This window comes from Kocuria sp. U4B, from assembly GCF_054875615.1.
The window spans coordinates 1,957,430-1,982,897 of record NZ_CM142180.1 but is presented as its reverse complement, the minus strand read 5'-3'; the positions used below and the strand labels follow the sequence as shown (position 1 = coordinate 1,982,897).

General features: G+C 73.0%; 21 protein-coding genes and 1 pseudogene. 7 read left to right on the top strand and 15 right to left on the bottom strand.

Features of this window, described 5'->3' with window-relative positions:
• Positions 1–687: 687 nt before the first annotated feature.
• On the top strand, positions 688–1,419 hold the full coding sequence (locus ACYSMR_RS09390; RefSeq protein ID WP_461744782.1) for a glycosyltransferase family 2 protein: 732 nt from the start codon (positions 688–690) through the stop codon (positions 1,417–1,419).
• Between the two features lie 112 nt (positions 1,420–1,531).
• Here the strand turns inward: ACYSMR_RS09390 and ACYSMR_RS09385 are convergent, their stop codons facing one another.
• The gene (locus ACYSMR_RS09385) at positions 1,532–4,618 is read right to left on the bottom strand and encodes a replicative DNA helicase (RefSeq protein WP_461744780.1); all 3,087 of its coding nucleotides are present in this window, start codon (positions 4,616–4,618) and stop codon (positions 1,532–1,534) included.
• Positions 4,619–4,765: 147 nt separating this feature from the next.
• Between ACYSMR_RS09385 and ACYSMR_RS09380 the strand changes: the two genes are divergently transcribed.
• The gene (locus ACYSMR_RS09380; protein ID WP_461744778.1) at positions 4,766–6,187 is read left to right on the top strand and encodes an amidase family protein; all 1,422 of its coding nucleotides are present in this window, start codon (positions 4,766–4,768) and stop codon (positions 6,185–6,187) included.
• A gap of 19 nt (positions 6,188–6,206) precedes the next feature.
• Here the strand turns inward: ACYSMR_RS09380 and ACYSMR_RS09375 are convergent, their stop codons facing one another.
• Positions 6,207–7,265 carry a patatin-like phospholipase family protein gene (locus ACYSMR_RS09375; RefSeq protein ID WP_461744776.1) on the bottom strand — a complete coding sequence of 353 codons (1,059 nt, stop codon included), beginning with the start codon at positions 7,263–7,265 and terminating at the stop codon, positions 6,207–6,209.
• 397 nt (positions 7,266–7,662) lie between these two features.
• Positions 7,663–7,971: a hypothetical protein gene (locus ACYSMR_RS09370; protein WP_461744774.1), complete on the bottom strand. Its 309-nt coding sequence runs from the start codon at positions 7,969–7,971 to the stop codon at positions 7,663–7,665.
• 98 nt (positions 7,972–8,069) lie between these two features.
• Here ACYSMR_RS09370 and ACYSMR_RS09365 point away from each other — a divergent pair.
• A pseudogene (locus ACYSMR_RS09365) lies at positions 8,070–8,432 on the top strand (methyltransferase domain-containing protein); the annotation flags it as partial.
• Between the two features lie 305 nt (positions 8,433–8,737).
• Here ACYSMR_RS09365 and rplI read toward each other — a convergent pair.
• From rplI to ACYSMR_RS09335, 6 genes are all read right to left on the bottom strand, one after another.
• The gene (rplI, locus tag ACYSMR_RS09360) at positions 8,738–9,187 is read right to left on the bottom strand and encodes a 50S ribosomal protein L9 (RefSeq protein WP_461744772.1); all 450 of its coding nucleotides are present in this window, start codon (positions 9,185–9,187) and stop codon (positions 8,738–8,740) included.
• A gap of 19 nt (positions 9,188–9,206) precedes the next feature.
• Positions 9,207–9,443 carry a 30S ribosomal protein S18 gene (rpsR, locus tag ACYSMR_RS09355; RefSeq protein ID WP_017835048.1) on the bottom strand — a complete coding sequence of 79 codons (237 nt, stop codon included), beginning with the start codon at positions 9,441–9,443 and terminating at the stop codon, positions 9,207–9,209.
• A gap of 78 nt (positions 9,444–9,521) precedes the next feature.
• Positions 9,522–10,148, bottom strand: coding sequence for a single-stranded DNA-binding protein (locus ACYSMR_RS09350; RefSeq protein WP_461744770.1), 627 nt, complete (start codon positions 10,146–10,148; stop codon positions 9,522–9,524).
• Between the two features lie 109 nt (positions 10,149–10,257).
• Positions 10,258–10,563: a 30S ribosomal protein S6 gene (gene rpsF, locus ACYSMR_RS09345; protein ID WP_251333706.1), complete on the bottom strand. Its 306-nt coding sequence runs from the start codon at positions 10,561–10,563 to the stop codon at positions 10,258–10,260.
• A 161-nt stretch (positions 10,564–10,724) separates the two neighbouring features.
• Positions 10,725–11,132, bottom strand: a complete 408-nt coding sequence (locus tag ACYSMR_RS09340) for a TM2 domain-containing protein (protein WP_251333705.1) — start codon at positions 11,130–11,132, stop codon at positions 10,725–10,727.
• 97 nt (positions 11,133–11,229) lie between these two features.
• Positions 11,230–11,586: a GNAT family N-acetyltransferase gene (locus tag ACYSMR_RS09335; RefSeq protein WP_461744767.1), complete on the bottom strand. Its 357-nt coding sequence runs from the start codon at positions 11,584–11,586 to the stop codon at positions 11,230–11,232.
• Positions 11,587–11,778: 192 nt separating this feature from the next.
• On the opposite strand from ACYSMR_RS09335, the gene ACYSMR_RS09330 reads away from it, so the two are divergent.
• The 4 genes from ACYSMR_RS09330 (at position 11,779) to ACYSMR_RS09315 (ending at position 18,251) form a co-directional block, all read left to right on the top strand.
• The gene (locus ACYSMR_RS09330) at positions 11,779–12,807 is read left to right on the top strand and encodes an extracellular solute-binding protein (protein ID WP_251333703.1); all 1,029 of its coding nucleotides are present in this window, start codon (positions 11,779–11,781) and stop codon (positions 12,805–12,807) included.
• Positions 12,804–14,495 carry an ABC transporter permease gene (locus ACYSMR_RS09325; RefSeq protein WP_461744764.1) on the top strand — a complete coding sequence of 564 codons (1,692 nt, stop codon included), beginning with the start codon at positions 12,804–12,806 and terminating at the stop codon, positions 14,493–14,495. Before ACYSMR_RS09330 ends, ACYSMR_RS09325 begins: the two co-directional genes overlap by 4 nt.
• Positions 14,492–15,628, top strand: a complete 1,137-nt coding sequence (locus tag ACYSMR_RS09320) for an ABC transporter ATP-binding protein (RefSeq protein ID WP_461744762.1) — start codon at positions 14,492–14,494, stop codon at positions 15,626–15,628. The genes ACYSMR_RS09325 and ACYSMR_RS09320 overlap by 4 nt, the downstream gene beginning before the upstream one ends.
• 67 nt (positions 15,629–15,695) lie before the next feature.
• Positions 15,696–18,251, top strand: coding sequence for an AMP-binding protein (locus ACYSMR_RS09315; RefSeq protein WP_461744760.1), 2,556 nt, complete (start codon positions 15,696–15,698; stop codon positions 18,249–18,251).
• A 16-nt stretch (positions 18,252–18,267) separates the two neighbouring features.
• On the opposite strand, the gene ACYSMR_RS09310 is transcribed toward ACYSMR_RS09315, so the two are convergent.
• From ACYSMR_RS09310 to ACYSMR_RS09285, 6 genes are all read right to left on the bottom strand, one after another.
• A complete protein-coding gene (locus ACYSMR_RS09310) occupies positions 18,268–19,365 on the bottom strand; it encodes a hypothetical protein (protein ID WP_461744758.1) in 1,098 nt (365 codons plus the stop codon).
• A 112-nt stretch (positions 19,366–19,477) separates the two neighbouring features.
• A complete protein-coding gene (locus ACYSMR_RS09305; protein WP_461744756.1) occupies positions 19,478–20,500 on the bottom strand; it encodes an ABC transporter permease subunit in 1,023 nt (340 codons plus the stop codon).
• Positions 20,497–21,468, bottom strand: a complete 972-nt coding sequence (locus ACYSMR_RS09300) for an ATP-binding cassette domain-containing protein (protein WP_461744754.1) — start codon at positions 21,466–21,468, stop codon at positions 20,497–20,499. The genes ACYSMR_RS09305 and ACYSMR_RS09300 overlap by 4 nt, the downstream gene beginning before the upstream one ends.
• 100 nt (positions 21,469–21,568) lie before the next feature.
• On the bottom strand, positions 21,569–22,759 hold the full coding sequence (locus tag ACYSMR_RS09295; protein WP_461744752.1) for a glycosyltransferase 87 family protein: 1,191 nt from the start codon (positions 22,757–22,759) through the stop codon (positions 21,569–21,571).
• On the bottom strand, positions 22,756–24,048 hold the full coding sequence (locus ACYSMR_RS09290; RefSeq protein ID WP_461744750.1) for a glycosyltransferase family 87 protein: 1,293 nt from the start codon (positions 24,046–24,048) through the stop codon (positions 22,756–22,758). Before ACYSMR_RS09290 ends, ACYSMR_RS09295 begins: the two co-directional genes overlap by 4 nt.
• On the bottom strand, positions 24,045–25,457 hold the full coding sequence (locus tag ACYSMR_RS09285; RefSeq protein WP_461744748.1) for a CCA tRNA nucleotidyltransferase: 1,413 nt from the start codon (positions 25,455–25,457) through the stop codon (positions 24,045–24,047). Before ACYSMR_RS09285 ends, ACYSMR_RS09290 begins: the two co-directional genes overlap by 4 nt.
• Between the last annotated feature and the right edge of the window lie 11 nt (positions 25,458–25,468).

Here is a 25,468-nt window from a genome sequence, read left to right as displayed (position 1 = left end):
GCTGACACCGTCACCCACCCCACGGAGGCGGAACGAGCAACGGCCAATCAACCAAACAAAACATTTGGCATCAACAAACATGGCACACTATTGAGTTCTCAAACAACAGACCAAGAACCAGACCCCCAAGGCCCAGAACTCGAAGAAAGAAAACCGCCCAGCACCACGATTCCTCGCGGCCCGGCTGAACCGGCTCATCTACTTTACCTCTTCCGCCAGTTCCTTGCAAGAGCCCGTCACCGCGCAGCGGTGGTCGGCTCGACGGAACGTCGGGAGGGGATCTGCCGGATTCGGCTACTGTCCCGGGTGGTCTCTCGACCCCCTGGGCAACTTGTTCAGCTTATCCCATTTCCTGATCTCTGCCAAAGCGTGCCGGCCGCGCAGCGGTCGTCGACTCGACGGAACGTCAGGAGGGGATGTGCCGGATCCGGCTGCTGTCCCGGGCGATCTCTCGACCCCCGAGGCAACTTCGCTAGCTTAGCCCATTCCCTGTTCCCCTGCCAAAGCGGGACAATCGCACCGCATGGTCGGCCCAGGCCGTCGCGTGGGACGGGGCCGGTCGGGTGACCGCAGGGGGTGGGTCGTCGGTGTCGGCGAGGAGAAGTGGTTCATCGCGGAGTGTGTCGATCGGCGCGGGCTCGGGCCCGCGGCCGGAGAGGCCCCCCGGTTGTCCCCGGGTGCGCCGGCATGGCTGCTGAACTGTCGCTGTCGGTTGTCGTTCCGGTCAAGGACGACGCGGTGGTGCTGGCGCGGTGCCTGCAGCTGATACGGCAGCAGACCCTGCCACCGGCGGAGATCGTGGTGGTGGACAACGACTCCCGGGACGGCAGCGCGCAGGTCGCCGCCCGATACGGCGCCACGGTCCTTGCCGTACAGGTGCCCGGCATCCCGGCGGCTGCCGCGGCCGGCTACGACGCCGCGGTGGGGACGGTCATCGCCCGGTGCGACGCCGATTCGGCTCCACCGCCCGACTGGCTCGAGCGCATCCAGCAGGCCTTCGCCACGGATCCGTCCCTGGGTGCTCTGGTGGGCACCGGGTATTTCTACGACCTTCCCCGTCTGTGGAGTGCCGTCCTCAGCCCCGTCTGGCGGCACTCCTACCTGTGGGGCATGCGCCTCGTGCTGGGACACCCACCGCTGTGGGGATCGAACATGGCGCTCCGCCGCTCGGCCTGGCAGGAGGTCCGCACTGTGGTGGAGCGCTCCGACCCCGAAGTGCACGACGATCTGGAGTTGAGCTTTTGGCTCGGTCCGCAGTGGAGCATCCGCTACGACGGGCGTCTGCGGGTCGGCGTGTCCCCTCGGTGTCTGTACGGCCTGGCCCAGATCAGGCGCCGGTGGGCTCGGACCTTTCACACCGTGGGAGTCCACTGGGCCATCGAACGCCCCTGGGCCCGCCGGCGTCGGCGGAAGGCCTGACGCATCATCAGGTAGGTCCCGCCGGGCAACGGCTGACAGCAGTCGGCCGGTTGCGTGGCGGCGTTCGCTTCTGGTGCACGGCCTGCGGACCCTTTGGCGCTGTGGTTGCAGCTTAGAGCCCTTCGTGCGCCATGTTCGCGAAGCGGGAGTAGTGGCCCTGGAACGCCACCACGATCGTCTTGGTGGGACCGTTGCGGTGCTTCGCCACGATCACGTCGGCCTCGCCCGCGCGCGGCGACTCCTTGTCGTAGACGTCGTCGCGGTGCAGCAGGATGACCATGTCGGCGTCCTGCTCGATCGAGTTGTGGACGGTGATGCCGTTGGCGATGAAGTTGTGACTGCCGAGCACCGTGGCGTCGAACACTTCCTCTTCGCTCTCGTGCTCGATGGACGCCACGCTGTCCCACAGGAGGTCGTTGACCGCCATGAGTTCGAGCTCTGCCGATTCAAGGGTGGCCGCGATACGCGCCAGACGTTGGCGCGAGGGCGCCGCCTTGTAGTACGCACTTCCGCAGTACTCACTTCCCATGGACGCCTGGAAGTCGCGATGCGTGATGCCCTTGTCCTTCAGGATGCCCTTCACGTCTGTCCAGACGTCGGTAGGAACCGTGTCGACGTTGGGATTCCCGGTCTTCGTCTCCAGAATGCCCAGCAACTTGGCACAGTTGATCGCCCGGTCGCCGTGCACTCCGATCTCTCGAAGGAATCGAAGCTGGTCCTCCGCACCGGAGATGTCGAGCGTGTAGCCAGGGCGGTACTGCGCCTTGGGCGTCGTCGGGCGGATGCGCGCAGAAATGCCGAAACGAAGCAACAGCCGGCTGAGGTCGTCGAGCATACGGCGAGACGTCGAGGCGAAATAGATGCGTCCACCGTTCTGGTCCTTGTTGGTCGTGACCGATCCGTCAGTAGCCCAGATGTGGTGGAGGAAAAGGGCGATCTGCCTTTTCGACAGAGCGAACACCGACTGCGGTACGAACTTCTCGTGGCTTCGGCAGCCGAAGAGACCCTGGTCGTCCAACCACTCGGCGATGGGGTTCCGCTTGCCGTGCGTGAGGTGGAACGGCGCAGGCAGGCGCAAGGAAGTACACCGCGCCACCGCGTACTCATCCCGCTCGGCCGTGATACCGAAGAACTTTGCGGCCTTGGTGACGGTCTTGAGGTTGTCCTCGTCCACGGATGCATAGCGCAATGGCTGACCCTTCACGAAGGATCCGTCCCCCAGGAGGTGCGCCAGCATGATGACCTGCGCATCGTCCCACTCCGTCCGTCGCGTCGGACCGTCGGTGTGCCGCGGAACGCCGAGCCGGTCTCCCACCGACAGCTCGCCCAGCGGCTTCCAGCCGCGGTAGGTGAAGAACGGGTGGTTCGCCGTCGCCCGGATCGTCTTCCCGGATGCCAGGGTGAGGCGGTAGACCGGCTTGACCCCGGTGGAAAAGACGTGGGTCAGCGTACGCTCGGCATAGCGCATGTCGTCGCCCAGTGACCACACCGGGACGTCCTTCGCTCCGGACTCGAACAGCTCGCCCATGGTGACCTCGGCGCCGGTGTCCGAGCGGAGGATCCGTGTGTCCGCGGTGAGACAGCCCGACTCGCGCAGGTCCGACACCATCGGCTTCTTGTCCTGGCGCTGCTCCGAGCCACGGTTCAGCTGCGACAGGGCGATGACGGGGACCTCGAGCTCCTTGGCCAGCAGCTTCAGGGCACGGGAGAACTCCGAGACCTCCTGCTGGCGGGACTCGACCTTCTTGCCGGAGCTCATCAGCTGCAGGTAGTCGAGGACCACGAGCTTGAGGTCGTGCTTCTGCTTGAGCCGGCGGCACTTCGCCCGGATCTCCATGAGGGACATGTTCGGGGAGTCGTCGATGAACAGCGGCGCGGAGTCCATCTTGCCCATCGTGGTCGCGATCTTGGCCCACTGCTCGTCCTGCAGGCGCCCCTTGCGCAGATCCTGCATGTTGAGGGTGGCCTCCGCGGAGAGCAGGCGCATGGCGATCTCGTTGCGGCTCATTTCCAGGGAGAAGATGACCGTGGTCATGTTGTGCTTGATCGCCGCGGACCGCGCCACGTCGAGGGCCAGGGTCGAGTTGTGCGTCGGGATGAACGTCGGACCTGCCAGGTACAGGTGTGACGGGTGGTCGACCTCGATGCATCGCACGGGCACCGACTCGATCGGGTCGATCGCGGTAACCCTGCGCCGCCCTGCTGGCTCGTAATCGGCGTCAGGGTGCTCAATGGCGGGGGCATTGGCGACGACGTGCTCCTCGCCCCCCAGCATGGATACCAGGATCTCCTCGGTCGTGCGCACGGCGGATGAGTCGGCGGTGGCGGTGAGCCATTGGTGCTGCTCGTCCGCGACGATCTCGGAGCCGTCGTCGAAGGTCACGCGATAGCACGGCCGCTCGATTATGACCTCGGTCGCCGCCACCACACGGGACGGGGTGCCGTCCGCGGCGATGACCTCGTCGCCCACCTGGATCTCACCCATGGTGGTCCATCCCGTGGGCGTGGGGACAGCGGTGTCGAGCGCGAGCGCCTTGCCCATCGCCGGGCGCGCCGCGATGACGATCATCTGACCGCCCTGGAAGCCCTGGGTCAGTTCGTCGAGCTCGATGAACCCGGTGGGCACGCCGCGCATGCCCTCGCCCTGGGTGCCGGCGGCCTCGATCTCGTCGACCGTGGCCTCGACGACCTCCTTGAGCACCGTGTAGTCCTCGGAGGAGCGCCGCTCGGCCACCTGGTAGATCTCGGCCTGCGCCTCGTTGACGATGTCGTCGACCTCGCCGTCGGCGCTGTAGCCCAGCTGCACGATCTTGGTCCCGGCCTCCACGAGACGGCGAAGCACGCCGCGCTCGCGCACGATCTCCGCGTAGAACCCGGCGTTGGCCGCGGTGGGCACCGAGGAGATGAGGGTGTGCAGGTAGGCCGGGCCGCCGACCCGCTCGATCTCGCCGCGCTTGGTCAGCTCGTCGGACACCGTGATGGCGTCGGCCGGCTCGCCCCGGCCGTAGAGGGAGATGATCGCCTCGTAGATGGACTCGTGCGCCGGCTTGTAGAAGTCCACGCCGCGCAGCACCTCGACCACGTCCGCGATCGCGTCCTTGGACAGCATCATCCCGCCGAGCACGGACTGCTCCGCCACGTTGTCCTGCGGCGGGGTCCGCCCGAACTCCCGGTCGTTCCCGGACGAGTGCTCCGACACGTGTACACCTCTCCCCCGCGCACCGTGCGGGGGCACGGGCACGCACAACTACGACGACGCCGCCCCACCGACCGGGCAGCCCCTCCATTCTCGCACCGGTCGCGGACACCGCTTGCCGCTCCCCGTCCTCCGTGGGCACGATGAGCCATGACTCTCGACACAGGCCTCAGCGGACCCTGCTCGTGGGACATCCGGACCACGCGGCGGGAGCTCGTGGCGGGGCGGATCAGCCACGTGGAGCACCTCGAGGCCCTGCTGGAGCGGCTGCCGGTGGCCGAGCGGCTGGGCGCGGTGCTCAGCGCCGATCCCGAGCTCGCCCGGGCCTGTGCCCACGCCCTGGACCGGCACGAGACCGAGGGCCCGCTCACCGGGATCCCGCTGGCGGTCACGGACGTCGTGGACGTCGCCGGCTTCCCCACCACGGGCGGCACCCGGGCGCTCGAGCACAACGTCGTGGACCGCGACGCCCCCGTGGTGGACCGTCTGCGGGAGGCCGGGGCCCTGTTTTCCGTGAAGACCACCCTGCACGAGCTGTCCCTCGGCAGCACCGCCGGGAACGGCTCCTCCGGCCCAGTCCGCCACCCGGCGGACCCCGCCCTGGGCGCCGGCAGCGGGTCGGCCGTGGCCGTGGCGGTGGGCTTGGCCCCGGCTGCGGTCGCCGCTGACACCGGGGGCGGCGCGCGCGTGCCCGCCGCGCTCTGCGGGATCGTGGGGTTCCGGCCCACGCTGGGGCGCTACCCGGCGTCGGGGCTGCTGCCGCTCGCTCACTCCCGGGACACGGCCGGGCCCATGGCGCGGACCGTGGACGTCGTCGTCCTCCTCGACGCCCTGCTGGCCGGGGAGCATCCCCGCGGGTCTCCCCCCGCGCGGCGGATCGAGCTCGACGACGAGGGCGGTGGCGCGCTGCGCGGCGTGCGGCTGGGGGTTCCCGGGCTGTTCACGCGGGACCTCGAGCCGGGCGTCGACACGGTCTTCGGCGCGGCCCTGCGAGCGCTCGAGGCGGCGGGGGCGGAGCTCGTGGACGTGGACCTCCGGGGAGCCCACGAGCTCGCGGCGCCGGCCGGCATGGCCATCGCCCTGCACGAGTTCCTGCCGGACCTGGAGTCGTACCTGCACGACGCCGGCACCGGCCACACCCTCGCCGCGGTCCGGGACGGCCTCACCAGCCCGGCCGTGCGGCGCCTGTGGGGACTGGCCGAGGTCTTCCGCGCCGCCGTCGACGACTACCGGACCGCCCTGGAGGACCGCCGCTCCGCCCTGCGCCTGTACACCGGGGCGCTGGAGGCAGCGGGGGTCACGGCGCTGGTGCATCCTGCGTCCCCCCTGACGGCCCGGACCGTGGGCGACGACGGGAGCGGGGAGCTCGCCGGCCGCCGCGCGCCCACGTCCGCGACCGTCACCGGCCACGCCGACCTGGCCGGGGTGCTCGGCACCCCGGGCATCAGCATCCCGGCGGGCCGCACCGCCGAGGGCCTGCCCGTGGGTCTGGAGCTCGCCGGGGTGCCGCGCTCCGACGCCGTGCTGCTGGACCTTGCGCGCACGGTGGAGGCGGTGCTGCGGGAGCGGTGAGCGGGCCGGACGGGGCGGGTCAGGTCCCGGGAGCCGTCCCCGGCCGCGCGGGCGGGAACTCGTCGGCGCGCTCCAGCGCCTCCTCGGCCCGCCGGCGGCCGAGTTCGACGAGCTCCGCGGCCCGGTGGAAGTCCAGGAGCCGTCCCGAGCGCTTGGGGATCGTGATGAGCAGGTCCGGCGGGTAGCCGGCCAGCCGGTAGCGCAGGACCATGCTCTGCAGCACCTCGAGGGACAGCTGCATGACGTCGAGGGTGCGCAGCCCCGGCGGCAGCGTGCCGAAGGCCTCCTCGAGCAGCTCCTCGGGGGGCTTCTGGGCCGGGAGCTGCGGGAGCGGGGCGTCCGCCGCCGGCCGGGATCCCCGGGTCCCGCCGCGGCCGCGGGTCTCGGCCACCCGGTCGAGGAAGCTGCGGGCCAGCTCCCGGTCCAGGACCACGTTGGCGCTGCGCCGGAACCGTTCCGCCCACTCCTCCGCGGGCCGCGGCGCCGCCGTCTCCTGGGTGGGCACCCGACCCTCGGTCAGGGGCTGCTCGCCGGAGAGCGAGACGGCGACGGTCACGTCCGTGTGGGTGGCGACGGTCGCGGCGATGGGCACGGGGTTCATGATCCCGCCGTCGGCGAGCAGCCGGCCGTTGATCATCACCGGGGTGATGATGCTCGGCAGGGCGATCGACGCCCGGATGGCGGCGTCCACCGGGCCCTCCTGGAACCACACCTCCTTGCGCGCGAGCAGGTCGGTGGCGACCGCGGTGAAGGGAACGGGCAGCTCCTCGATGAGGACGCCGTCGAGCAGCTCGCGGACCTTGGCCATGATCTTCTCCGCACGGATCACCCCGGGCGCCGAGGGCGAGGGGTCCAGCAGCCGGAACACGTCCCGCTGCGTCAGGGACAGCGCCCACGCGGTGTAGTCCTCGAGGCGCCCGGCGGCGTACACGCCCCCCACGAGGGCGCCCATCGAGCTGCCCGCGACCGTGCCGATCTCGTAGCCCCGCTCCTGCAGCACCTGGAGCACGCCGATGTGCGCGTAGCCGCGGGCGCCGCCGCTGCCCAGGGCCAGCGCCACGCGCGTCGGTCGAGCCATTCGCCGCTCCTTCCGGGCGCCGCCACCCGGGAGTGCGGCGCCGCACGGGGGCCGCACATCCACCGGGTCCTCCGAGCGTAGCGCGACGCTCCGGGGCCCGGCGCGCGTGACGCCCGGGGTCCCGTCCTGGTGCCCGGTGGTCTCGCAGAGCACCCCGTCCACACCGTCGGTCCACGCCTGTGGACAACCGGTGGAAAACGCCGTGGACGACTGTGCACAGGCTGGGGGAAACTCTGTGGAAAGTTCTCCACAAGCCCTCATGATCTCGGCTTTGACAAGGGGCGATGTGGATGCACACCCTGTGCAGGAGCCCGCCGTGGCCCTCTTGTGTCATCCACAGCACAGGCGTGGGCGCAGAGCCTCCCGCGAGCGGGACAGGGCGGTCGGGCGGGCGGGCTCAGGTCACCGACGCGAGCAGCGCCAGCCACAGCAGCGGGTTGCACAGGACCGCCAGGACGAGCAGCACCACGTTGCGCCCCCGGTGGGAGGGGAAGGCGATCATCCCGGCGATCGCCACCAGCGCCGTCACGGACGCGGCCACCGCGGACGCCACCAGGCCCACGACGAAGACGGTCATGGCCGTCTGCGCGCCGCCCGCGTTGCCGCCCACGAAGGCGACGACGAAAGCCAGTACCGTGAAGAGCAGGCAGGCCAGGCCTGCGAGGAGCAGGGCGGACGGGGTGACACGGGCGAGCGGGGACGGCATGAGCCCATTGTCCCCCGGGGCTCTCGACGACGCCCCGGCGCTTCCTGACGGGGTCCTGAACGACCGGCCCAGGAGGACCCGTGGACGAGACGCAGGCGATGTGGGAGGACCGCTACGCCTCCGGGGCGAGCTCCCCGGACGGCACCCGGCCGCACCCGGAGGTCGCCGCCCTCCTGGACCGCCTCGCCGGTGAGCGCGTCGGACGGACCCCGGCGGCCCTGGACCTGGGCGCGGGCGCCGGCCGTCACACCTTGGCGCTCGCGCTCGCCGGCCACGACCCCACGGCCGTGGACTTCTCCCCCACCGCCGTGCGGATCGTCACCGAGGCCTTGGCCGAGCGCGGACTGCCGGGCCGGGCCCTGGTGGCCGACCTGCGCACCTGGAGCCCGGCGCAGGAGCAGGCGGCAGGCCCGGCCGTCGTTCCCGAGCGCTTCGACCTGGTCGTGGCCGCGTACTTCCAGCACGACCTCTCGCTGCTGCGCCGGGCCGCCGAGTGGCTCGTGCCCGGCGGCCGGTTGCTGTGGATCACCCACGCCCCCGGCAGCGTCCAGGGCCCGCCCCCCACCGTGCCCCGTCCCACGCTCGCGCAGACGGTGGCCGTGCTGGAGGGCAAGGACCTGGACCTGCAGCGCGCCGAGGAGGTCCGCACCGGCGAGACCGTGCTCGACGTCGTCGTGGAGGCCCTCCGCCCCCGCCGGCCCGTTCCCGGACACGGAAGAGGCCCCCGCGGCGCACCGCGGGGGCCTCGTCGTCTCGGCAGGGCCGATCAGGCGGGGACGACCTCGAACTCGACGTTCGCGTTGACGTCCTCGTGCAGGCGCACGGAGGCCTGGTACACACCGGTGGTCTTGATGTGCTGGGTCAGCTCGACCTTGCGCTTGTCCACCGAGCCGAGGCCGGCGGCCTCGACGGCGTGGGCGACGTCCTCGGCCTTGACGGTGCCGAAGAGACGGCCCTCGGCGCCGGCCTTGACCGGGATGGTCACCGTCGCGGAGGTCAGCTTCTGGGCCAGGGCCTGGGCGTCCTCGAACGAGGCGACCTCGCGGGCCGCACGGGCGGCCTTGATGCTCTCGATCTGCTTCTCGCCGCCGCGGGTCCACGGGGTGGCGAAGCCGCGCGGGAAGAGGTAGTTGCGGGCGTACCCGTTCTTGACCTCGACCACGTCACCGGCTGCGCCGAGGCCGGTGACCTCGGTCGTCAGGATGATCTTTGCCATGAGTATCTGTCCTCTCTGATCAGCGGCCGGCGCCGGAGTAGGGCAGCAGCGCGACCTCGCGGGCGTTCTTGATCGCCAGGGCGATCTTGCGCTGCTCCTGCACGGTCACACCGGTGACACGGCGGGCACGGATCTTGCCGCGGTCAGAGATGAACTTGCGCAGCAGCGCAACGTCCTTGTAGTCGATCTCGGTGACTTTGGCCGCCTTGAGCGGGTTCTGCTTTGGTTTGGGCTTGCGAAGCTCAGCCTTGGCCATCGTGGTGCTCCTTGTTCTTCAAGTGGAGCCCGCGGCTTGTCACCGCGGGATGGGATGTTGTGGTGGAAGAGGGAAGGCCTAGAACGGCGGTTCGTCGTCCTGGCCGCCGCCCCAGTCGTAGTTCCCGCCGGAGGACTGGCTCCAGGGGTCGCTCTGGGGCGCTGCCTGCGGCGCCGCGGCCGGGCGGGCACCGCCGCGACCGCCCTGGCCGAAGCCGCCGCCCTGCTGGCCGCCGCCGAAGCCGGAGTCGCCCCCGAATCCGCCGCCGCCCTGCGGGGCACCGCCGCCGAAGCTGCCGCCCTGCCCGCCGCCGCCGAAGCCGCCGCCCTGCCCGCCGGAGCGGGCGTTGCGGTTGACCTTGGCGGACGCGTAGCGCAGGGAGGGACCGACCTCGTCGACGTCGAGCTCCGTGACGGTGCGCCGCTCGCCTTCCTTGGTCTCGTACGAGCGCGACTTGAGCCGACCCTGGACGATGACGCGCATGCCCTTCTGCAGGGACTCCGCCACGTTCTCGGCCGCCTCGCGCCACACGGAGCAGCGCAGGAACAGGGTCTCCCCGTCCTTCCACTCGTTGGACTGGCGGTCGAAGGTGCGGGGCGTGGACGCAACGGTGAAGTTGGCCACGGCCGCACCCGACGGGGTGAAGCGCAGCTCGGGGTCAGCGGTCAGGTTGCCGATTACGGTGATGACGGTGTCACCAGCCATGTGGACCTCCCGGGTCAGAAAAGTTCGCGGTCGTACAGGACGTGCTGGGGATTCTCAGCATCTCACCGGCGCACCCGGACGGGTACCCGCGGCGTGCGCTGTGAAGTCCTTACTCGGCGGAGATCTTCTGCTCTTCCGGGCGGATGATCTTGGTGCGCATGATGGCCTCGTTGAGGTTCAGGACGCGGTCGAGCTCCTGGGCGGTCTGCGGGGTCGCGGTGAAGCGGACCACCGCGTAGATGCCCTCGGACTTCTTCTGGATCTCGTAGGCGAGGCGACGGCGGCCCCAGATGTCGACGGTGTCGACGGTGCCGTTGTCCTTGGTGACGACCTCGAGGAACTTCTTGAGAGTCGGCTCCACGGCGCGGTCCTCGACCTCGGGGTTGATGATCACCATCAGTTCGTATTCACGCATGTTCGAACCCACCTCCTTCGGGCTGAGCGGCTGCGGTCCTTCCGCAGCAGGAGGTTCTGTGCGTCGTCCGCGCGCCGGCACCGCACGTCGGGCGGCGGGCACACAGACTTTCCAACACTACTACATCCGGGGTGCCCGGCCCAACGGACCGGGCGGGGCGCTCAGTACCGGTAGGCGCTGCGGGCGATGGACGCGTTCACGAGCGCCGTGCGGAACGGCATGGTGATGACGTCCACGAGCATCAGCAGGGACCAGGGGACGAGGAAGAGGAAGCCCACGCCGATCCCGGCCAGGGACCACCCGAGGCCTCCCAGGACCAGGTAGACCAGGCCCCAGATCGGCTGGCGCAGGTAGAACTTGTGCGCCCCCAGCCAGCCCAGGAGGAACCACAGGACGTAGGCCAGCAGCACCGACTTCCCGCCCACCAGGTTCACCACGGGCCGCGGGGGCACCGGCGGGCCGTACCCGCCGCGCCCGGGCGGGAACCCGTAGGGCGCGCCGGAGTGCCCGGCGCGGGCGGGGTCGCCCTGGAGGGGGACGGGACGGTAGTACTCGGGCTCGGGGGCCACGCAGGTCCTTTCGGAACGGACGGGGAACGGAGGGAGATCGGAAGGGGACGGTCCCGGGGGAACGCCCGCACCGGTTCCAACGACGCCCGCCGCGGCGCTATTCCGGGCGCCCGGACCCCGGGGGCACCGCCGCGAGGTGTTCGGGGCGCACCGGCGCCACGTGGGCGTCGTACTCGGGGTGCCGGCCCAGCCACGCCTTGATGAACGGGCACACGGGCACGATCTGCAGTCCGGCGTCGATGGTGCCCTCCACGGCGAAGCGGGCCAGCCGCCCGCCCAGGCCCTGCCCTCCGTAGGACTCGTCCACGGTGGTGTGGTGGAGGATCCGCTGCGGCCCGGCGGCGGTGCCGAACGGCAGGTAGTCGCACTGGGCGACGACCGCGCCGGCGTCCACGAGCTCGTAGCGTCGGCGGTCGGGGGCGTTGCGGGCGGTGATCGGGGACTCTTCCGGCATGGCTGCTCCTGGTAGGGCTTCCGGCCGCGGCGCCGGACGGCGCGGGCCTCCCGGGGGGCGCGGGCACGACCCCCGGCGCGGCGACGGAGCACGGCCCGGGCACGACTCGTCGCCCCCGGCAATTAGGCTACGCTTTTCTTGTCAAATGATCACCGTGCGGTCCCCGATCGCCGTGCGTGAGGAGAGGCCCGAATGCGCCGTCGTCACCTGTTCGCCACCACCGGAGCCCTCACGGCCCTGGCAGCCACGGTCTCCGGCTGCGGGGTGCTCGGCGCGGGCCAGGAGCCCGCGGACCTGCAGATCTACTCCGCCCGGCACTACGACCTCGAGGGCGCCTTCGGGCAGTTCACCGAGGAGACCGGGGTGACCGTGGAGTTCATCAGCGGTGACGACGCCGAGCTCCTCGAGCGGCTCAAGGCCGAGGGCGACGACACCCCGGCGGACGTGTTCATGACCGTCGACGCGGGCAACCTCTGGAACGCCGCCCGGCAGGACGAGCTGGCGCCGGTGACCTCGGCGGCTCTCGAGGAGGCCGTGCCGGAGGACCTGCGCGACGCCGAGGGACGGTGGTACGGCCTGGCGATGCGCGCCCGCACGGTGACCTACAACCCGGACAACGTCGACACCGCCGCGTTCGACACCCAGGACACCTACGCCGGTCTGGCCGATCCGCAGTGGAAGGGCCGGCTGTGCATGCGCGACGCCACCTCCTCCTACACCCAGTCCCTCGTGGCGAGCCTGATCGACCTGCACGGGCGGGAGCGGGCCCTCGAGATCGTCGAGGGCTGGGTCGCCAACGACGTGCAGATCATGAGCAACGACATGCTGCTGCTCGAGGCGATCGACGCGGGCACCTGCGACGTGGGGATCAACAACCACTACTACCTCGCCCGCAAGCTCGCGGAGGACCCCGAGCTGAACGTCGACCTCTTCTGGGCCAGCCAGGACGGCGCCGGCACGCACGTCAACATCTCCGGGGCCGGCGTGGTCGCCGGCTCCGACAACGCCGAGGACGCCCAGCGGCTCGTCGAGTGGCTGGCCACCGACGGCCAGAACGCCTTCGTCGACGCGAACCACGAGTTCCCGGTGAACCCCTCGGTGACCCCCGAACCCACGATCGCGCAGTTCGGCGAGTTCCAGCGGATGCCGCTGAACGCCCAGGCGTACGGCGATCTCAACGCCGAGGCCATCGACCTGCTGGCCGAGGCCGGATACCGGTGAGCGAGGCCGCGGTCCTCGCCGATCCGCGGCCCCGACCACGCCGGCCGCGCCGGGCCCCCGGCACCGGCCGCCCGGCGTGGTCGGCCCTCGTCGTCCTCGCGGCCGTGCTCGTCGCGACGCCCGTGCTCGCGGTGGTCGTCGACGGCCTCGGCAGCCTGGGCGAGGGTGGGCTGCCGCGCGGGATCGGGCAGATGGTGCTCACCACGCTGGTGCTGATGCTCGGCGTCGGCGCCGGCACGCTCGTGGTGGGCGGGGGGCTGGCGTGGCTGGTCACGGCCTACCGCTTCCCCCTGCGGGACGCGCTGGTGTGGTTGCTGGTCCTGCCCCTGGCCATGCCCGCGTACATCCTCGGCTTCGTGTTCCTGTCCGTCTTCGACGTCGCCGGACCGGTGCAGTCGGGCCTGCGCGCCGCGCTCGGCGCCGACGTGTGGGTCCCCGAGGTGCGGTCCCTGCCCGGGGCGATCCTGGTCCTGTCCCTGACGCTGTACCCCTACGTCTACCTCCTGGCGCGGGCCGCGCTGGTCGAGCAGGCGGCGGGCACCTACGACGCGGCGCGCACGCTGGGCGCCGGCCGGACCCGCGCGCTGCGGCGCGTGCTGCTGCCGCTGGCCCGGCCCTCGCTGGCAGCAGGGCTGTCCCTGGTGATGATGGAGACGCTCACCGACTTCGCCACGGTGCAGTACTTCAACGTGAACACGGTCTCCGTGGGCGTCTACCTGGTCTGGAAGGGCACCTTCGACTTCCACTCCGCCACCCAGCTGGCCGTGCTCGTGCTGCTCTTCGCCGTCGCCGTGCTGGCCGGCGAGCGCGCCTTCCGGGGCCGGGCGCGGTTCCACCAGAGGGGCGGGCGCGGCCAGGGGCTGCAGCCGCAGCGGCTCACGGGGTGGCGTGGGTGGGGGGCGACCCTGCTCGGCGCCGCGGCCCTGGCCGCCGGCTTCCTGGTCCCCGTCCTCCAGCTGCTCGTGTGGGCCGTCGGCGAGGCGGTCGGCGACCCCGCCTCCCTCGCGGACCCCCGGTTCGTCCAGTACCTCGTCAACAGCGCGGTGGTCGCCGCGGTCGCCGCCGCGGCGTGCGCGGCGCTCTCCCTCGCGATCGGGCACGGGGTGCGGATGGGCGGTGGCCGCCTCGTGACGTCCGCCGCGCAGCTGACGACCTTCGGCTACGCCGTCCCGGGGGCCGTGGTGGGGATCGGCGTGCTCATCGCCTTCGCCGGCCTCGACGCCCTGCTCGAACGGGCCGGCGTCCCCGGGGGGACGGGCCTGCTCGTGACCGGGTCGGTGCTCGGCATCCTCTACGCCTACGTGGTGCGCTTCCTCGCACCGGCCTACCAGGCGGTGGACGCGAGCTTCGCCAAGATCTCCCCCACCCTGACCTGGTCGGCGCTGAGCCTCGGCGCCGGACCCCTCCGGATCCTGGCCCGGGTGCACCTCCCGCTGGTCCGGCCGGGAGCGGCGGTGGCCCTGGTGCTCGTGCTGATCGACGCGGTGAAGGAGCTGCCCATCGTGCTGCTGCTGCGCCCCTTCGGGTTCACCACGGTCTCCGTGTGGGTCTACGAGCTCGCCCGCGAGAACTTCTGGGAGAAGGCCGCCCTGCCCGCGCTCGTGATCGTCGCCGCCGCGGTGGTGCCCGTGTTCTTCCTCGTCCGCCAGGCCCGTGCGGCCGACCTGCCCGGGAAGGCGGGCCGATGAGCGTGCAGGCGGCGAGCGCGCGGCGCGCCCCCCGAGCGGACGGCACCCCGCCCGCGCTGGTCCTGGACCGGGTCACCAAGCGCTACGGCGCCGTGGTCGGGGCGAGCGCGCTGGAGCTGACGGCCGGGCCCGGGGAGCTGGTGACGCTGATCGGCCCCTCCGGCTGCGGCAAGTCGACGACGCTGCGGCTCATCGCCGGCCTCGAGCGCCCCGACGAGGGGACCATCCGCATCGCCGGGGAGGTGGTGGCGGACGGGCGCCGCTTCCAGGAACCGGAGCGGCGCCGGGTGGGGCTGGTGTTCCAGGACCACGCCCTCTTCCCGCACCTGACGGTGGCGAAGAACGTGGCGTTCGGCCTCGACGGGCTCCCCCGCGCCGCCCGCCGGGCCCGGGTGGGCGAGGTCCTGGACCTCGTGCGGCTGGGCCACCTCGCCGGCCGCTATCCCCACGAGCTCTCCGGGGGCGAGCAGCAGCGCGTGGCCCTGGCCCGCGCGCTGGCCCCCCGCCCGGCCGTCGTGCTCCTGGACGAGCCGTTCTCCAGCCTGGACGAGTCGCTCCGGGCGCAGGTGCGCCGGGACACCGTCGCGACCCTGCGGGAGACGGGGACCACCGGGGTGCTGGTCACCCACGACCAGACCGAGGCGCTGTCCGTGGGCCACCGCGTCGTCGTCATGCGCGACGGCGTCATCGAGCAGGCCGACGTGCCGGAGAAGGTCTTCGAGCAGCCGGCCACGCGGTTCGTCGCCTCCTTCATGGGCGACGCGGACTTCCTCCCGGCGCACGTCCACCGCGCCCTGCTGACCTGCGAGATCGGGGTCGTCTCCACGGTCCCGGGCTGGGGCGGCAGCGACGTGGACGTCGACGTGGTGCTCCGGCCCCACGAGGTGGCCCTGGACCCCGACCCCGGCGCCACGGCCCGGGTGTCCGCGGTGGAGTACCACGGCGCGTTCGTGCTCCACCACGTGCGGCTGGCCTCCGGCCGCACGCTGCGCTCCTGGCAGCCCCACAACGTGCGCCTTCCCGTCGGCACCGCGGTGACGGTGACGGTGGCGGCGGGCACCACCCCGACGCTGCTCATCGGCGACACGGCGGTCACCTCCCCGCCGGCGGCCGCCACGGGCGCGTCCGGCTGATCTTCTCCCATGTCGCACGAATTAGGGAAGACTTTCCTGAGCTAATGGATTCCTCTATGGTGGCGCAGTGACCACGCAACCCGACCTCGCGCGCGTCTCCTTCGCCGCGGAGCTCGCCCGCCACGGGGACCGGTCCGCCGTCCTGACCGACGACCTGGTCCTGAGCTACCGGGAACTGGCCCGGCGCGTGGACGACGTCGCCGAGCGCCTCGGCACGGAGCGCCGCCTGGTGGTGCTGGCCGCGGCCAACGACCTCGACTCCCTCGTCGCCTACCTCGCGGCCCTGTCCGCCGGGCACCCGCTGCTGCTGGTCCCCGCGGACAAGCCGGCCGCCCTGGACTCGCTCGTGGCGGCCTACGACCCTGACGTCGTCGTGCGCTCCGGGGCCGGGGCCCCCGTGCTGGAGGAGCGTCGGCCCGGCACCCGCCACGACCTGCACCCCGACCTCGCCCTGCTGCTGAGCACGTCCGGCTCCACCGGCTCGCCCAAGCTCGTGCGGCTCTCCCCCGAGAACCTCCAGTCCAACGCGGAGGCCATCGCCCGGTACCTGGGCATCGGCCCCGAGGACCGCGCCGCCACCACGCTGCCGATGCACTACTGCTACGGGCTGTCGGTGGTCAACAGCCACCTGCTGCGCGGGGCGGGGCTGGTCCTGACGGACCTCTCCGTCGTCGACCCCTGCTTCTGGGAGCTGTTCCGGGAGCACCGCGCGACGTCCTTCGCGGCCGTGCCCTACACCTTCGAGCTGCTCGAGCGCGTGGGCTTCGCGGACATGGACCTCCCGCACCTGCGCTACGTCACCCAGGCCGGCGGCCGGCTGGGCCCCGAGAAGGTGCGCCGCTGGGCCGAGCTCGGCGGACGGCGCGGCTGGGAGCTCTTCGTGATGTACGGGGCGACCGAGGCCACCGCCCGGATGGCCTACCTGCCCCCGGACCTGGCCGCGGCCCACCCCGGGACCATCGGCGTGCCGGTGCCCGGCGGCGCCTTCCGCATCGACCCGGTGGAGGGATCGGCGGACGGCGAGCTGGTCTACTCCGGCCCCAACGTCATGCTCGGCTACGCCCGGAGCCCCGCCGACCTCGCCGCCGGACGGGAGATCGAGGAGCTGCGCACCGGCGACCTCGCCCGGCAGCACCCCAGCGGTCTCTACGAGGTCGTCGGGCGGCGCAGCCGGTTCGTCAAGATCGTGGGCCTGCGCATCGACCTCGGACAGGTCGAGCGGCTCCTCGCCGACCTCGGCGTGACCGCGGCCGCCGCCGGCTCGGACGACCGCCTGGTCGTGGCCGTCGAGGGCGAGCACGAGACCGGCCTGCTGCTCAAGACGGTGGCCGAGAGCATCGGCCTGCCGCGGGCGGCGCTGCAGGTGCACGCCGTCGACGCCCTGCCGCGCCTGGCCACCGGCAAGATCGACTACCCGGGCGTGCTCGCGCTCACCCCGGCGCCCCCCGCCGCCCCGGCACCCCGGCAGGGCCCGGCCGAGGGCCCCGAGGACGTCAGGCGGATCTTCGCCGAGGTGCTCGACCGGCCCGACGTCGACGACGACTCCACGTTCGTCTCGCTCGACGGGGACTCGCTGTCCTACGTGGCGGCGTCCGTGCGGCTGGAGCAGGCCCTCGGGCACCTGCCCGCGGACTGGCACCTCACCCCCGTCCGCGACCTGGCGCCCCGGCCCGCCCGCCGCCCGCGGCGCCTCGCCGCGTTCCTCGAGACCAGCATCGTGCTGCGGGCCGTGGCGATCGTGTGCATCGTGAGCACCCACGCCGGGCTCTTCACCTGGCACACCGCGCACGTGCTCTTCGCGGTGGCCGGGTACAACTTCGCCCGCTTCCAGCTTTCCGGGCCGCGGCGCCCGAGGCTGCGCCGCCAGCTGCGCAGCCTCGGGCGGGTCGTGGTGCCCTCCGTGGCGTTCATCGGCCTCGCGCACCTGCTCACCGACGACTACACCCTCGCCAACGTCGTGCTGCTCAACGGCATGGTGGGCCCGCAGGAGCTGACGTCCCAGTGGCACTTCTGGTTCGTCGAGATGCTCGTCTACGTCCTCGTCGCCGTGACGGCGCTCATGGCCGTGCCCTGGGCGGACCGCGCCGAGCGGCGTCTCCCGTGGGCCTTCCCCCTGGCGCTGACCCTCGTCGGGCTGCTCAGCCGCTACGACCTCGTGGACCCGGGCCTGCCCAAGCCCGCGCCGGTGTTCTGGCTCTTCGCCCTCGGCTGGGCGGCCGCGCGCTCGCGGACGGTGCTGCAGCGGTGCGCCGTGTCGGCCGTGACCCTGCTCAGCGTCCCCGGCTACTTCGACAGCACGGCGCGGGAGGCCACCGTGGCCGCCGGCGTCCTGCTGCTCCTGTGGGTGCCGGTCCTCCCCGTGCCCGCCGGCCTGCGGCGGCTGACGGGTCGGCTGGCCGGCGCGTCCCTGTGCATCTACCTCACCCACTGGCTGGTCTATCCCGGCCTCGTCCCCGTCAGCCCCGCCCTGGCCGTGGCCGCCTCGCTCGCCGCGGGCGTGGCCTACTGGGCCCTGTCCCAGCGCCTGCTGGGCGCCGCCGAGCGCCGGTGGGCCCGCCGGGCGAGGGCCCGGCCGGGGGCGGACGGCGAGCGGGCGCAGCCGCTCGGCGCCGCCGCCCGGTGATCCGGAGGCGGTGGGCTCAGCCTTCGGCCGCCGGCGGTCCCACGCTGATCTCGGCGCTGCCTCCCGTGGAGCGCACGGTGGCGCGGACGGGGAACTCGACCCGCTCCACGACGCGCTCGCCGTTCTCCCGGTAGCTGAGCCGGGCCACGGCCGGTCGGTGCCGGCCGGCGTTCCAGCGCAGGGGGTCCCCGGGATCCGCGGTGAGCACCAGGGCCGGCCGCGAGAGCAGCCGCCACTCGACGTCGGTGGGCTCCGTGCCGGTGGGCTCCGTGCCGGTGGAGCGCCGGGAGGAGGGGCACCGCTCGGGGGCCAGCTCCTCCGCCGCCATGCACTCCTCGAGCCAGGCGCGGATCCGGTCCTCGGTCTCCTGCCACATCCGCGGCGACGGGGCCGGGCGCAGCTCCACAGCGGCCGGCCGCGGGTCGCGGAACGCCATGGTCACGGGCGCCAGGGGATCGGCCACCTCGTAGTACGAGTCCCCCGGCAGGCCGATCGCGTACTCCCCCGGGAGCGCCTCGAAGCGCCACGTCCCCCCGGGTCCGCGGGGGTCGGGCTCGCGGTCCCCGGCGTCGAGGTCGACGCTCTCCCCGTTGACGGACAGCTCGTCCAGGGGGGCCGGCAGGTGCACGGCCAGGGGCGCGGCGTCCAGCGAGTCGAGCTCCCACTGGTCGTTGAAGGGCCCCGTCAGGCGCACCTGGTGCACCCGGTAGCGGTGGACCTCCTCGCGGCGCCCGCCGCCGGGGTCGTCCCACCACACGCGCGCCGAGACCTCGGCCCGGGTGCCCTGCTGGTCCACCGCCAGGACCTCGTGGCCGCCGAGCCGCCCGGCGGCGCCGCGGTAGACGCGGTTGGAGAAGACGCCCAGGGCCGGGTCCGCCACGACGGCCTCCGCCCGGGACAGCAGCTGCCGCGAACGCCCGGCCTGGAGGCCCTCCAGCCAGGTCTCCACCGGGTCCTGGGGCTCGCGGTCCACGAAGACCCAGTTGACGACCGAGGTGAGCGCGGCGACCAGCACGACGACCACCACGAGCCAGCGCTGCAGGCTCCGGCGCAGCCTGCGGGACTCCTCGGGGGTGAGGTTCCCCGTGATGGCCCGCCCCGGTGGCACCGGCACAGCAGCTCCCCCCGGTCCGTCCCGTCGGCGGGCCCGCGCGGGCCCGGCGGCACCGCGCGCCGGTCCGCCAGCCCATCGTAGGGCCGGGGCCGGTCCACCGCCGGGAGGACCGCTAGAGGGCGCGCCTCCGGGTGACGAGCACGCCGGCGAGCACGAGCAGGAGGCCCCACGCGCCGTAGACCAGCCCGGACTGGACGTGGTCGAGCACGGCGTCCGACGCCTGGTACATCGTGGTCAGGCCGAGGCCGGCCTCCGCCGGCGCGTAGGGCTTGACGTCGTCCAGCCACTCGAAGTTGAGGGCGAACAGCACGATGCGCAGCACGAACAGGACCACCACCAGCACCACGACCCCGGCCACCGTGGACTTCAGCAGAGCCCCGAGGCCGAAGCCCAGCCACGCCGTGATCATGTAGAAGAGGCCCACCGCCAGGACGTTGAGCAGCACGGCCTCGCGCCACACGTCGTAGCCGAGGTCCTCGGCGGCGAGGATCGGCTGCACGAGCAGGTGGCACAGGAAGGCGCCGAGCACGCCGAAGAGGAAGGTCACCCCGGAGAGCACCAGGGCCTTCGCGACCAGCACGGGCGTGCGCCGCGGCACCGCGGTCATGGTGGTCCGGATCGACCCGGTGGAGTACTCCGAGCCGATCGTCAGCACGGCGAGCGCGCCCACGAGGAGCACGACCAGCTCCAGCCCGCCGTTGGCGCTGGCCATCGCCAGGTACTCGCCGAAGCCCATGCCGTCGGGCAGGCTCAGCTCGGAGGCCTCGGCCATGTCCCGCTCGGACTGGGCGACCAGCTCGTCCTGGCGCTGCTGGACCTGCTCCTCGGTGAGCCCCAGCTCCTCCGGGGAGCGGCCGTCGAGGCTCTGCTCGACCGCGTCCCGGGCCGCCTGCTCGTTCATGTCGATGACCGTCAGGGTGCTCCACGCCCCGAGGGCGGCGAAGCCCAGGGTGAGGACCAGGGACACGCCCAGCAGGATCCAGTGCGAGCGCAGCGAGCGGAACTTGATCCACTCGGAGCCCAGGACGCCCCCGAAGCTCAGCCGGGGCCGCGCCGGGGCCCGGCCCGGCCCGGCGGGGCCGGGGACGGGGACGGGGGCCTCCGGGCGGTGGGCGGTCGGCGTGCTGGTGCTCATGCTCGGTCTCCGTTCGGTGCGGCGGTGCGCGCCCAGGGCGCGGGGTCGGCCGGGGCGGGCCCGGCGCCGGCCCCGGAGCGGTACTCCACCTCGTTCTGCGTCATGGCCATGTACACGTCCTCGAGGGTCTCCGTCAGGGGGGTGAGCTCGTAGAGCAGCACCCCGGCGGCCAGGGCGGCCTCGGCGATGCGCCGCGGCTCGGGCCCGGTGACGACGGCGCCGTCGGCGTCGAACGGCGCGATCTCCGCCCCCGCGCCGCGCAGGGCGAGGCGCAGGCCGTCGCGGTCGGTCGTGCGCACACGGGTGCGGGTGCGGCCCCCGGCGAGGATCCGGTCGATGGGGGCGTCCGCGAGGATCCGGCCCCGGCCGATGACGACGAGGTGGTCGGCGGTCTGGGCCATCTCGGACATGAGGTGGGAGGAGAGGAAGACCGTGCGGCCCTCCCCGGCGAGGTGGCGGGCGAGGTGGCGGACCCACACGACCCCCTCGGGGTCGAGCCCGTTGACGGGCTCGTCGAGGATGACGGTCTGCGGGTCGCCGAGCAGGGCCGCCGCGATCCCGAGCCGCTGGCCCATGCCGAGGGAGTAGCCGCCGACCCGCTTGTCGGCGGCGGCCCCGAGGCCGGTGAGGTCGACGACCTCCTGCACGCGGGACCGGGGGATGCCGTGGGTCGCGGCGAGCGCGCCGAGGTGCGCGCGCGCGGTGCGCTTGGGGTGGACGGCCTTCGCGTCGAGCAGGACGCCGACCTCCGCCAGCGGCGCGCGGTGCTCGGCGTACGGCCGGCCGTTGACGCGGGTGTGCCCGCGGGTGGCGGACTCCAGGCCGACGACGAGGCGCATCGTGGTCGACTTCCCCGCCCCGTTGGGCCCGAGGAACCCCGTGACCCGGCCGGGCCGCACGGTGAAGCTGACGTCGTCCACCGCCGTCCTGTCACCGTAGGTCTTGGTCAGGTTCTCGATCTCGATCACCGGCGCTCCTCCCGAGCACTCGTCGTATCCGGCCGTCTCCGACCCTACGGGAGGGGCGGGACCGCCCGGCGCCGCCGGGTCCGCGAGCCGTGGCGGCCCGTCACCGGCCGGCGCCGATCCCGCGCCCGCGCAGGACGTCGACCGCCACCACCACCACGAGACAGGCCAGGATCAGCACGCGCAGCACGCCGAGAAGGTCCTGCGCACCCGGGACGGCCCCCGCGAGCGCCGGCCACGTCTGCTCGGGCGGGGCGCGGAGCACCCAGTGCAGCAGCTCGACGAGCTGCCAGGCCGCGAACTCCGGCCAGCGCTGCCGCGAGAGGACCACGAGGGGCGTCAGCCACAGCACCTGGACCAGCGAGTACCGGGGGCCCAGGAGCACGAATACGGCCAGGACCAGGAAGGCCACCTGCGCCGCGTCCGGCTCCTGGCGGGCCACGAGCGTGAGCACGAGCGCCGCCACGAGACCCAGGGCGAGGGCGGGCAGCACGTGCTCTCCCGCCGGGGCGGGGGGCGCCCCGGTCACCGCCGAGGCGGTCCGGGACCACGTCCCCCAGAGCGAGGACTCCTCGACGGGCCGCTGCGCCATCGCGGCGAGGCCGGCCGTCCAGCGCTCCCACGCCGTGAGGACGGAGGGGCCGTTGATCAGCGCCCAGGTGAGCACGGCGCCCAGGAGCACCCGCAGGAAGTCCCGGAACTGCCGGTGGCGGGCCGCCAGGAGCAGGACGGCGAGGAGCACGGCCACGGGGAACAGGGCCACGGAGGCGCCGAGGCCCAGGAGCACGCCCGCCGCCGCACCGTGGCCGCGGTCGTGGCTGAGCAGCGCCAGCGTCATGAACAGCACGGCCCACAGGTCCCAGGTGCCGAAGCCGGCGAGCAGCACGGCGGGGGCCACCGCCATGACCAGCGCCTCCGTCCGCCGTCCGGTGGAGCGCAGCACGGCCCCGACCGTGGCGGCCCACACGAGGACCAGCAGCAGCACGGGCAGCTGCGCGAGCACGCCCTGCTCCGCGTCCAGGCCGAGCAGCGCGCAGAGGTTGGTGGTGAACCAGCCGACGACCGTGGTGACCATCCCGACGAGCGCCGGCGCCTCCCCCGCGGGACCCCCGGTGAGGAGCCCTCCCCCGGCGGCGGGGGCGGGCGGGGCGGCGCACAGCCCGGGGAAGCGCGCGGTCCCGTCCGCCACCCGGCAGGGCAGCCGCAGCAGCCACGCCATCGCCACCGCGTACAGGACCAGTCCTCCGAGCAGCAGCGCGCTGCCGCCCCGCGTCCGGATCGCCTGGAGGGTCATCGTGTCTCCCGTCGTCCGTGCAGGACGTCCGCCGCGACCCGCACCACCAGATACCCCACCGCGAGCGTGTGCAGGGCCACCGCCAGGAAGTAGACGTCCTCGGCCGCCTCCGTCCCCGGCAGCCCGGCCGAGGCCCGGCCGAGCCAGCTGAACACGGCGGCCCAGTGGAACACCTCGACCACCTGCCACACGACGAACTCCACGGTGCGGGGGCGGGCCAGCAGGACCAGGGGCACGAGCCAGAGCACGAACTGCGGCGAGTACACCTTGTTGGTCAGCACGAACGCGGCGAGCACCAGGAACGCCAGCTGCTCCAGCCGTGGCTCCTCCCGCGCGACCAGACCCAGCACGAGGACCAGCGCGCACGCCAGGGCGAAGGCGCCGAGGGCGAGGACGTTGATCTGCTCCGCGGACAGCGGCTGCGCGCCGAGCCGCGGCACGGCCACCCCGTTCCACCAGTGCCACACGGACGAGAAGCCGGCTCCGCGGTCCTGGCTGAAGCGCCAGAAGTAGCCCCACTGCACCGGGTCGGCCAGGGCGGCCGGGACGTTGACGGCCGCCCACGCCCCGGCCGCACCGGCGGCGGCGAGCAGCGCCGGACCGGCCTCGCGGCGCCGGAGCGCCAGGACGATCAGCGCGCCGAGGACCAGGAAGGGGAAGAGCTTGAAGGCCGTGCCGACGCCCAGCAGCGCCCCGCCCACCAGCCACCGGGAGCGGCGGAGGGCGAGCAGGGCGAGGACGGTGCACAGGACGGGCCACAGGTCCCAGTTGACGAACCCGGTCACCACGACGGCGGGGGCGAGGGCGGCGAGGACGGCCGGCCCCGGGCGCCCCAGCATCCGGCCGAGGACGAGCACGACGGCCACCCACACGCCGGCGAGGAGCAGCGCATTGACGTCAAAATATATTCCCTGCGAAGCATTTTCACTGGCCGTGCCGGACAGGGCGTGCGCCACGACGCCCGTGGCGGAGGCCACGACCGTCTGCAGCACCGGGTACTCCAGCAGCGCCCCGGGATCCAGGTAGGGGAACCGTCCCTCGGCCATGCCCGTGGAGGCATACAGGGTGGGGAGGTCGGAGTAGCACAGGGTCTGGAACGTGCCCGGGGGATCCCAGGACGTCAGGCGGCACGGGAGCTTGACGACGTACGCCAGCAGCGCCGTGTGGAGGGCGAACCCGGCGAGCACCCACGGGCCGAGCCCCCGCACGGGGGCGGACCCGGGCCTCCGGCCGGGGTGCTCCCCCGCCGGGGCCGGCTCCGCCGGGGCCGTGCCGAGGCGGACGCTCACAGCGTCTCCGCGGCCCACGCCCGCAGCCGTCGTTCGGCCTCCGCCGGGCCCAGCTCCCCCTCGTCCAGGCGCAGGTCCAGGAGGAACTTGTACGCCCGGCCGACGACGGGCCCCGGCGGGACGCCGAGGACGGCCATGATCTGCTGGCCGTCCAGCTCGGGGCGCACGGCGGCGAGCTCCTCCTGCTCCGACAGCTCCGCGATCCGCTGCTCGAGGTCGTCGTAGGCGGCGGCCAGCCGGGCCACCTTGCGCTTGTTGCGGGACGTGACGTCCGCCCGGGTCAGCCGGTGGAGGCGCTCCAGGACGGGCCCGGCGTCCCGCACGTAGCGGCGCACGGCGGAGTCGGTCCAGCCGGCGTCCCCGTAGCCGTAGAAGCGCATGTGCAGCTCCACGAGCCGGCTGACCGTCTTGATCGTGTCGTTGTCGAAGCGCAGGGCCCGCATCCGCCGGGCCGTGAGCTTGGCGCCCACGGCCTCGTGGTGGCGGAAGCTCACGGCCCCCGAGTCCTCGAAGCGCCGGGTCGCCGGCTTGCCGACGTCGTGCATCAGCGCGGCGAAGCGCAGGGCGAAGTCCGGGCCCGGCACGGGCCCGTCGGCGCCCGTCTCGAGGGCGGCGGCCTGCTCCAGGACGGTCAGGGAGTGCTGGTAGACGTCCTTGTGCCGGTGGTGCTCGTCGACCTCGAGCTGCAGCGCCGGGACCTCCGGCAGCACGATCCCGGCCAGCCCGGTGGCCACGAGCAGGTCCACGCCCCGCCGGGGGCGGCGCCCGCAGACCAGCTTCACGAGCTCGTCGCGCACCCGCTCGGCGGAGACGATCCCGATCCGGCCGGCCATGTCCGTCATGGCGGCCTGCACCTCGGGCGCCACCTCGACGTCGAGCTGGGCGGCGAAGCGCGCGGCCCGCATCATCCGCAGGGGGTCGTCGGAGAAGGAGTCCTCCGGCGTCCCGGGGGTGCGCAGCACGCGCGCGTGCAGGTCCCTGATCCCCCCGTGGGGGTCCACCAGCTCCAGGGAGGGCAGCCGCAGGGCCATCGCGTTGATCGTGAAGTCCCGGCGGAACAGGTCGTCCTCGAGGGAGTCGCCGAACGCCACGACCGGCTTGCGGGAGTCGGCGTCGTAGGCCTCCGCCCGGTAGGTGGTCACCTCGAGCTGGACGTCGCCCTTGCGCATCCCGATGGTGCCGAAGTCCCGGCCGATCTCCCACACCGCGTCCGCCCACCCCTTCACGGCGGCGAGGGTCTGGTCCGGGGTCGCGTCGGTCGTGAAGTCGAGGTCCAGGGCGGGGCGGTCGAGGAAGAGGTCGCGCACGGGCCCCCCCACGAGGGAGAGGTCGTGGCCGGCGGCGGCGAACTGCCGCCCCAGGTCGAGGGCGGCAGGGTGGATCGCGGAGGGATCGAGCAGCTGGGTCATGGTGGCGCCCA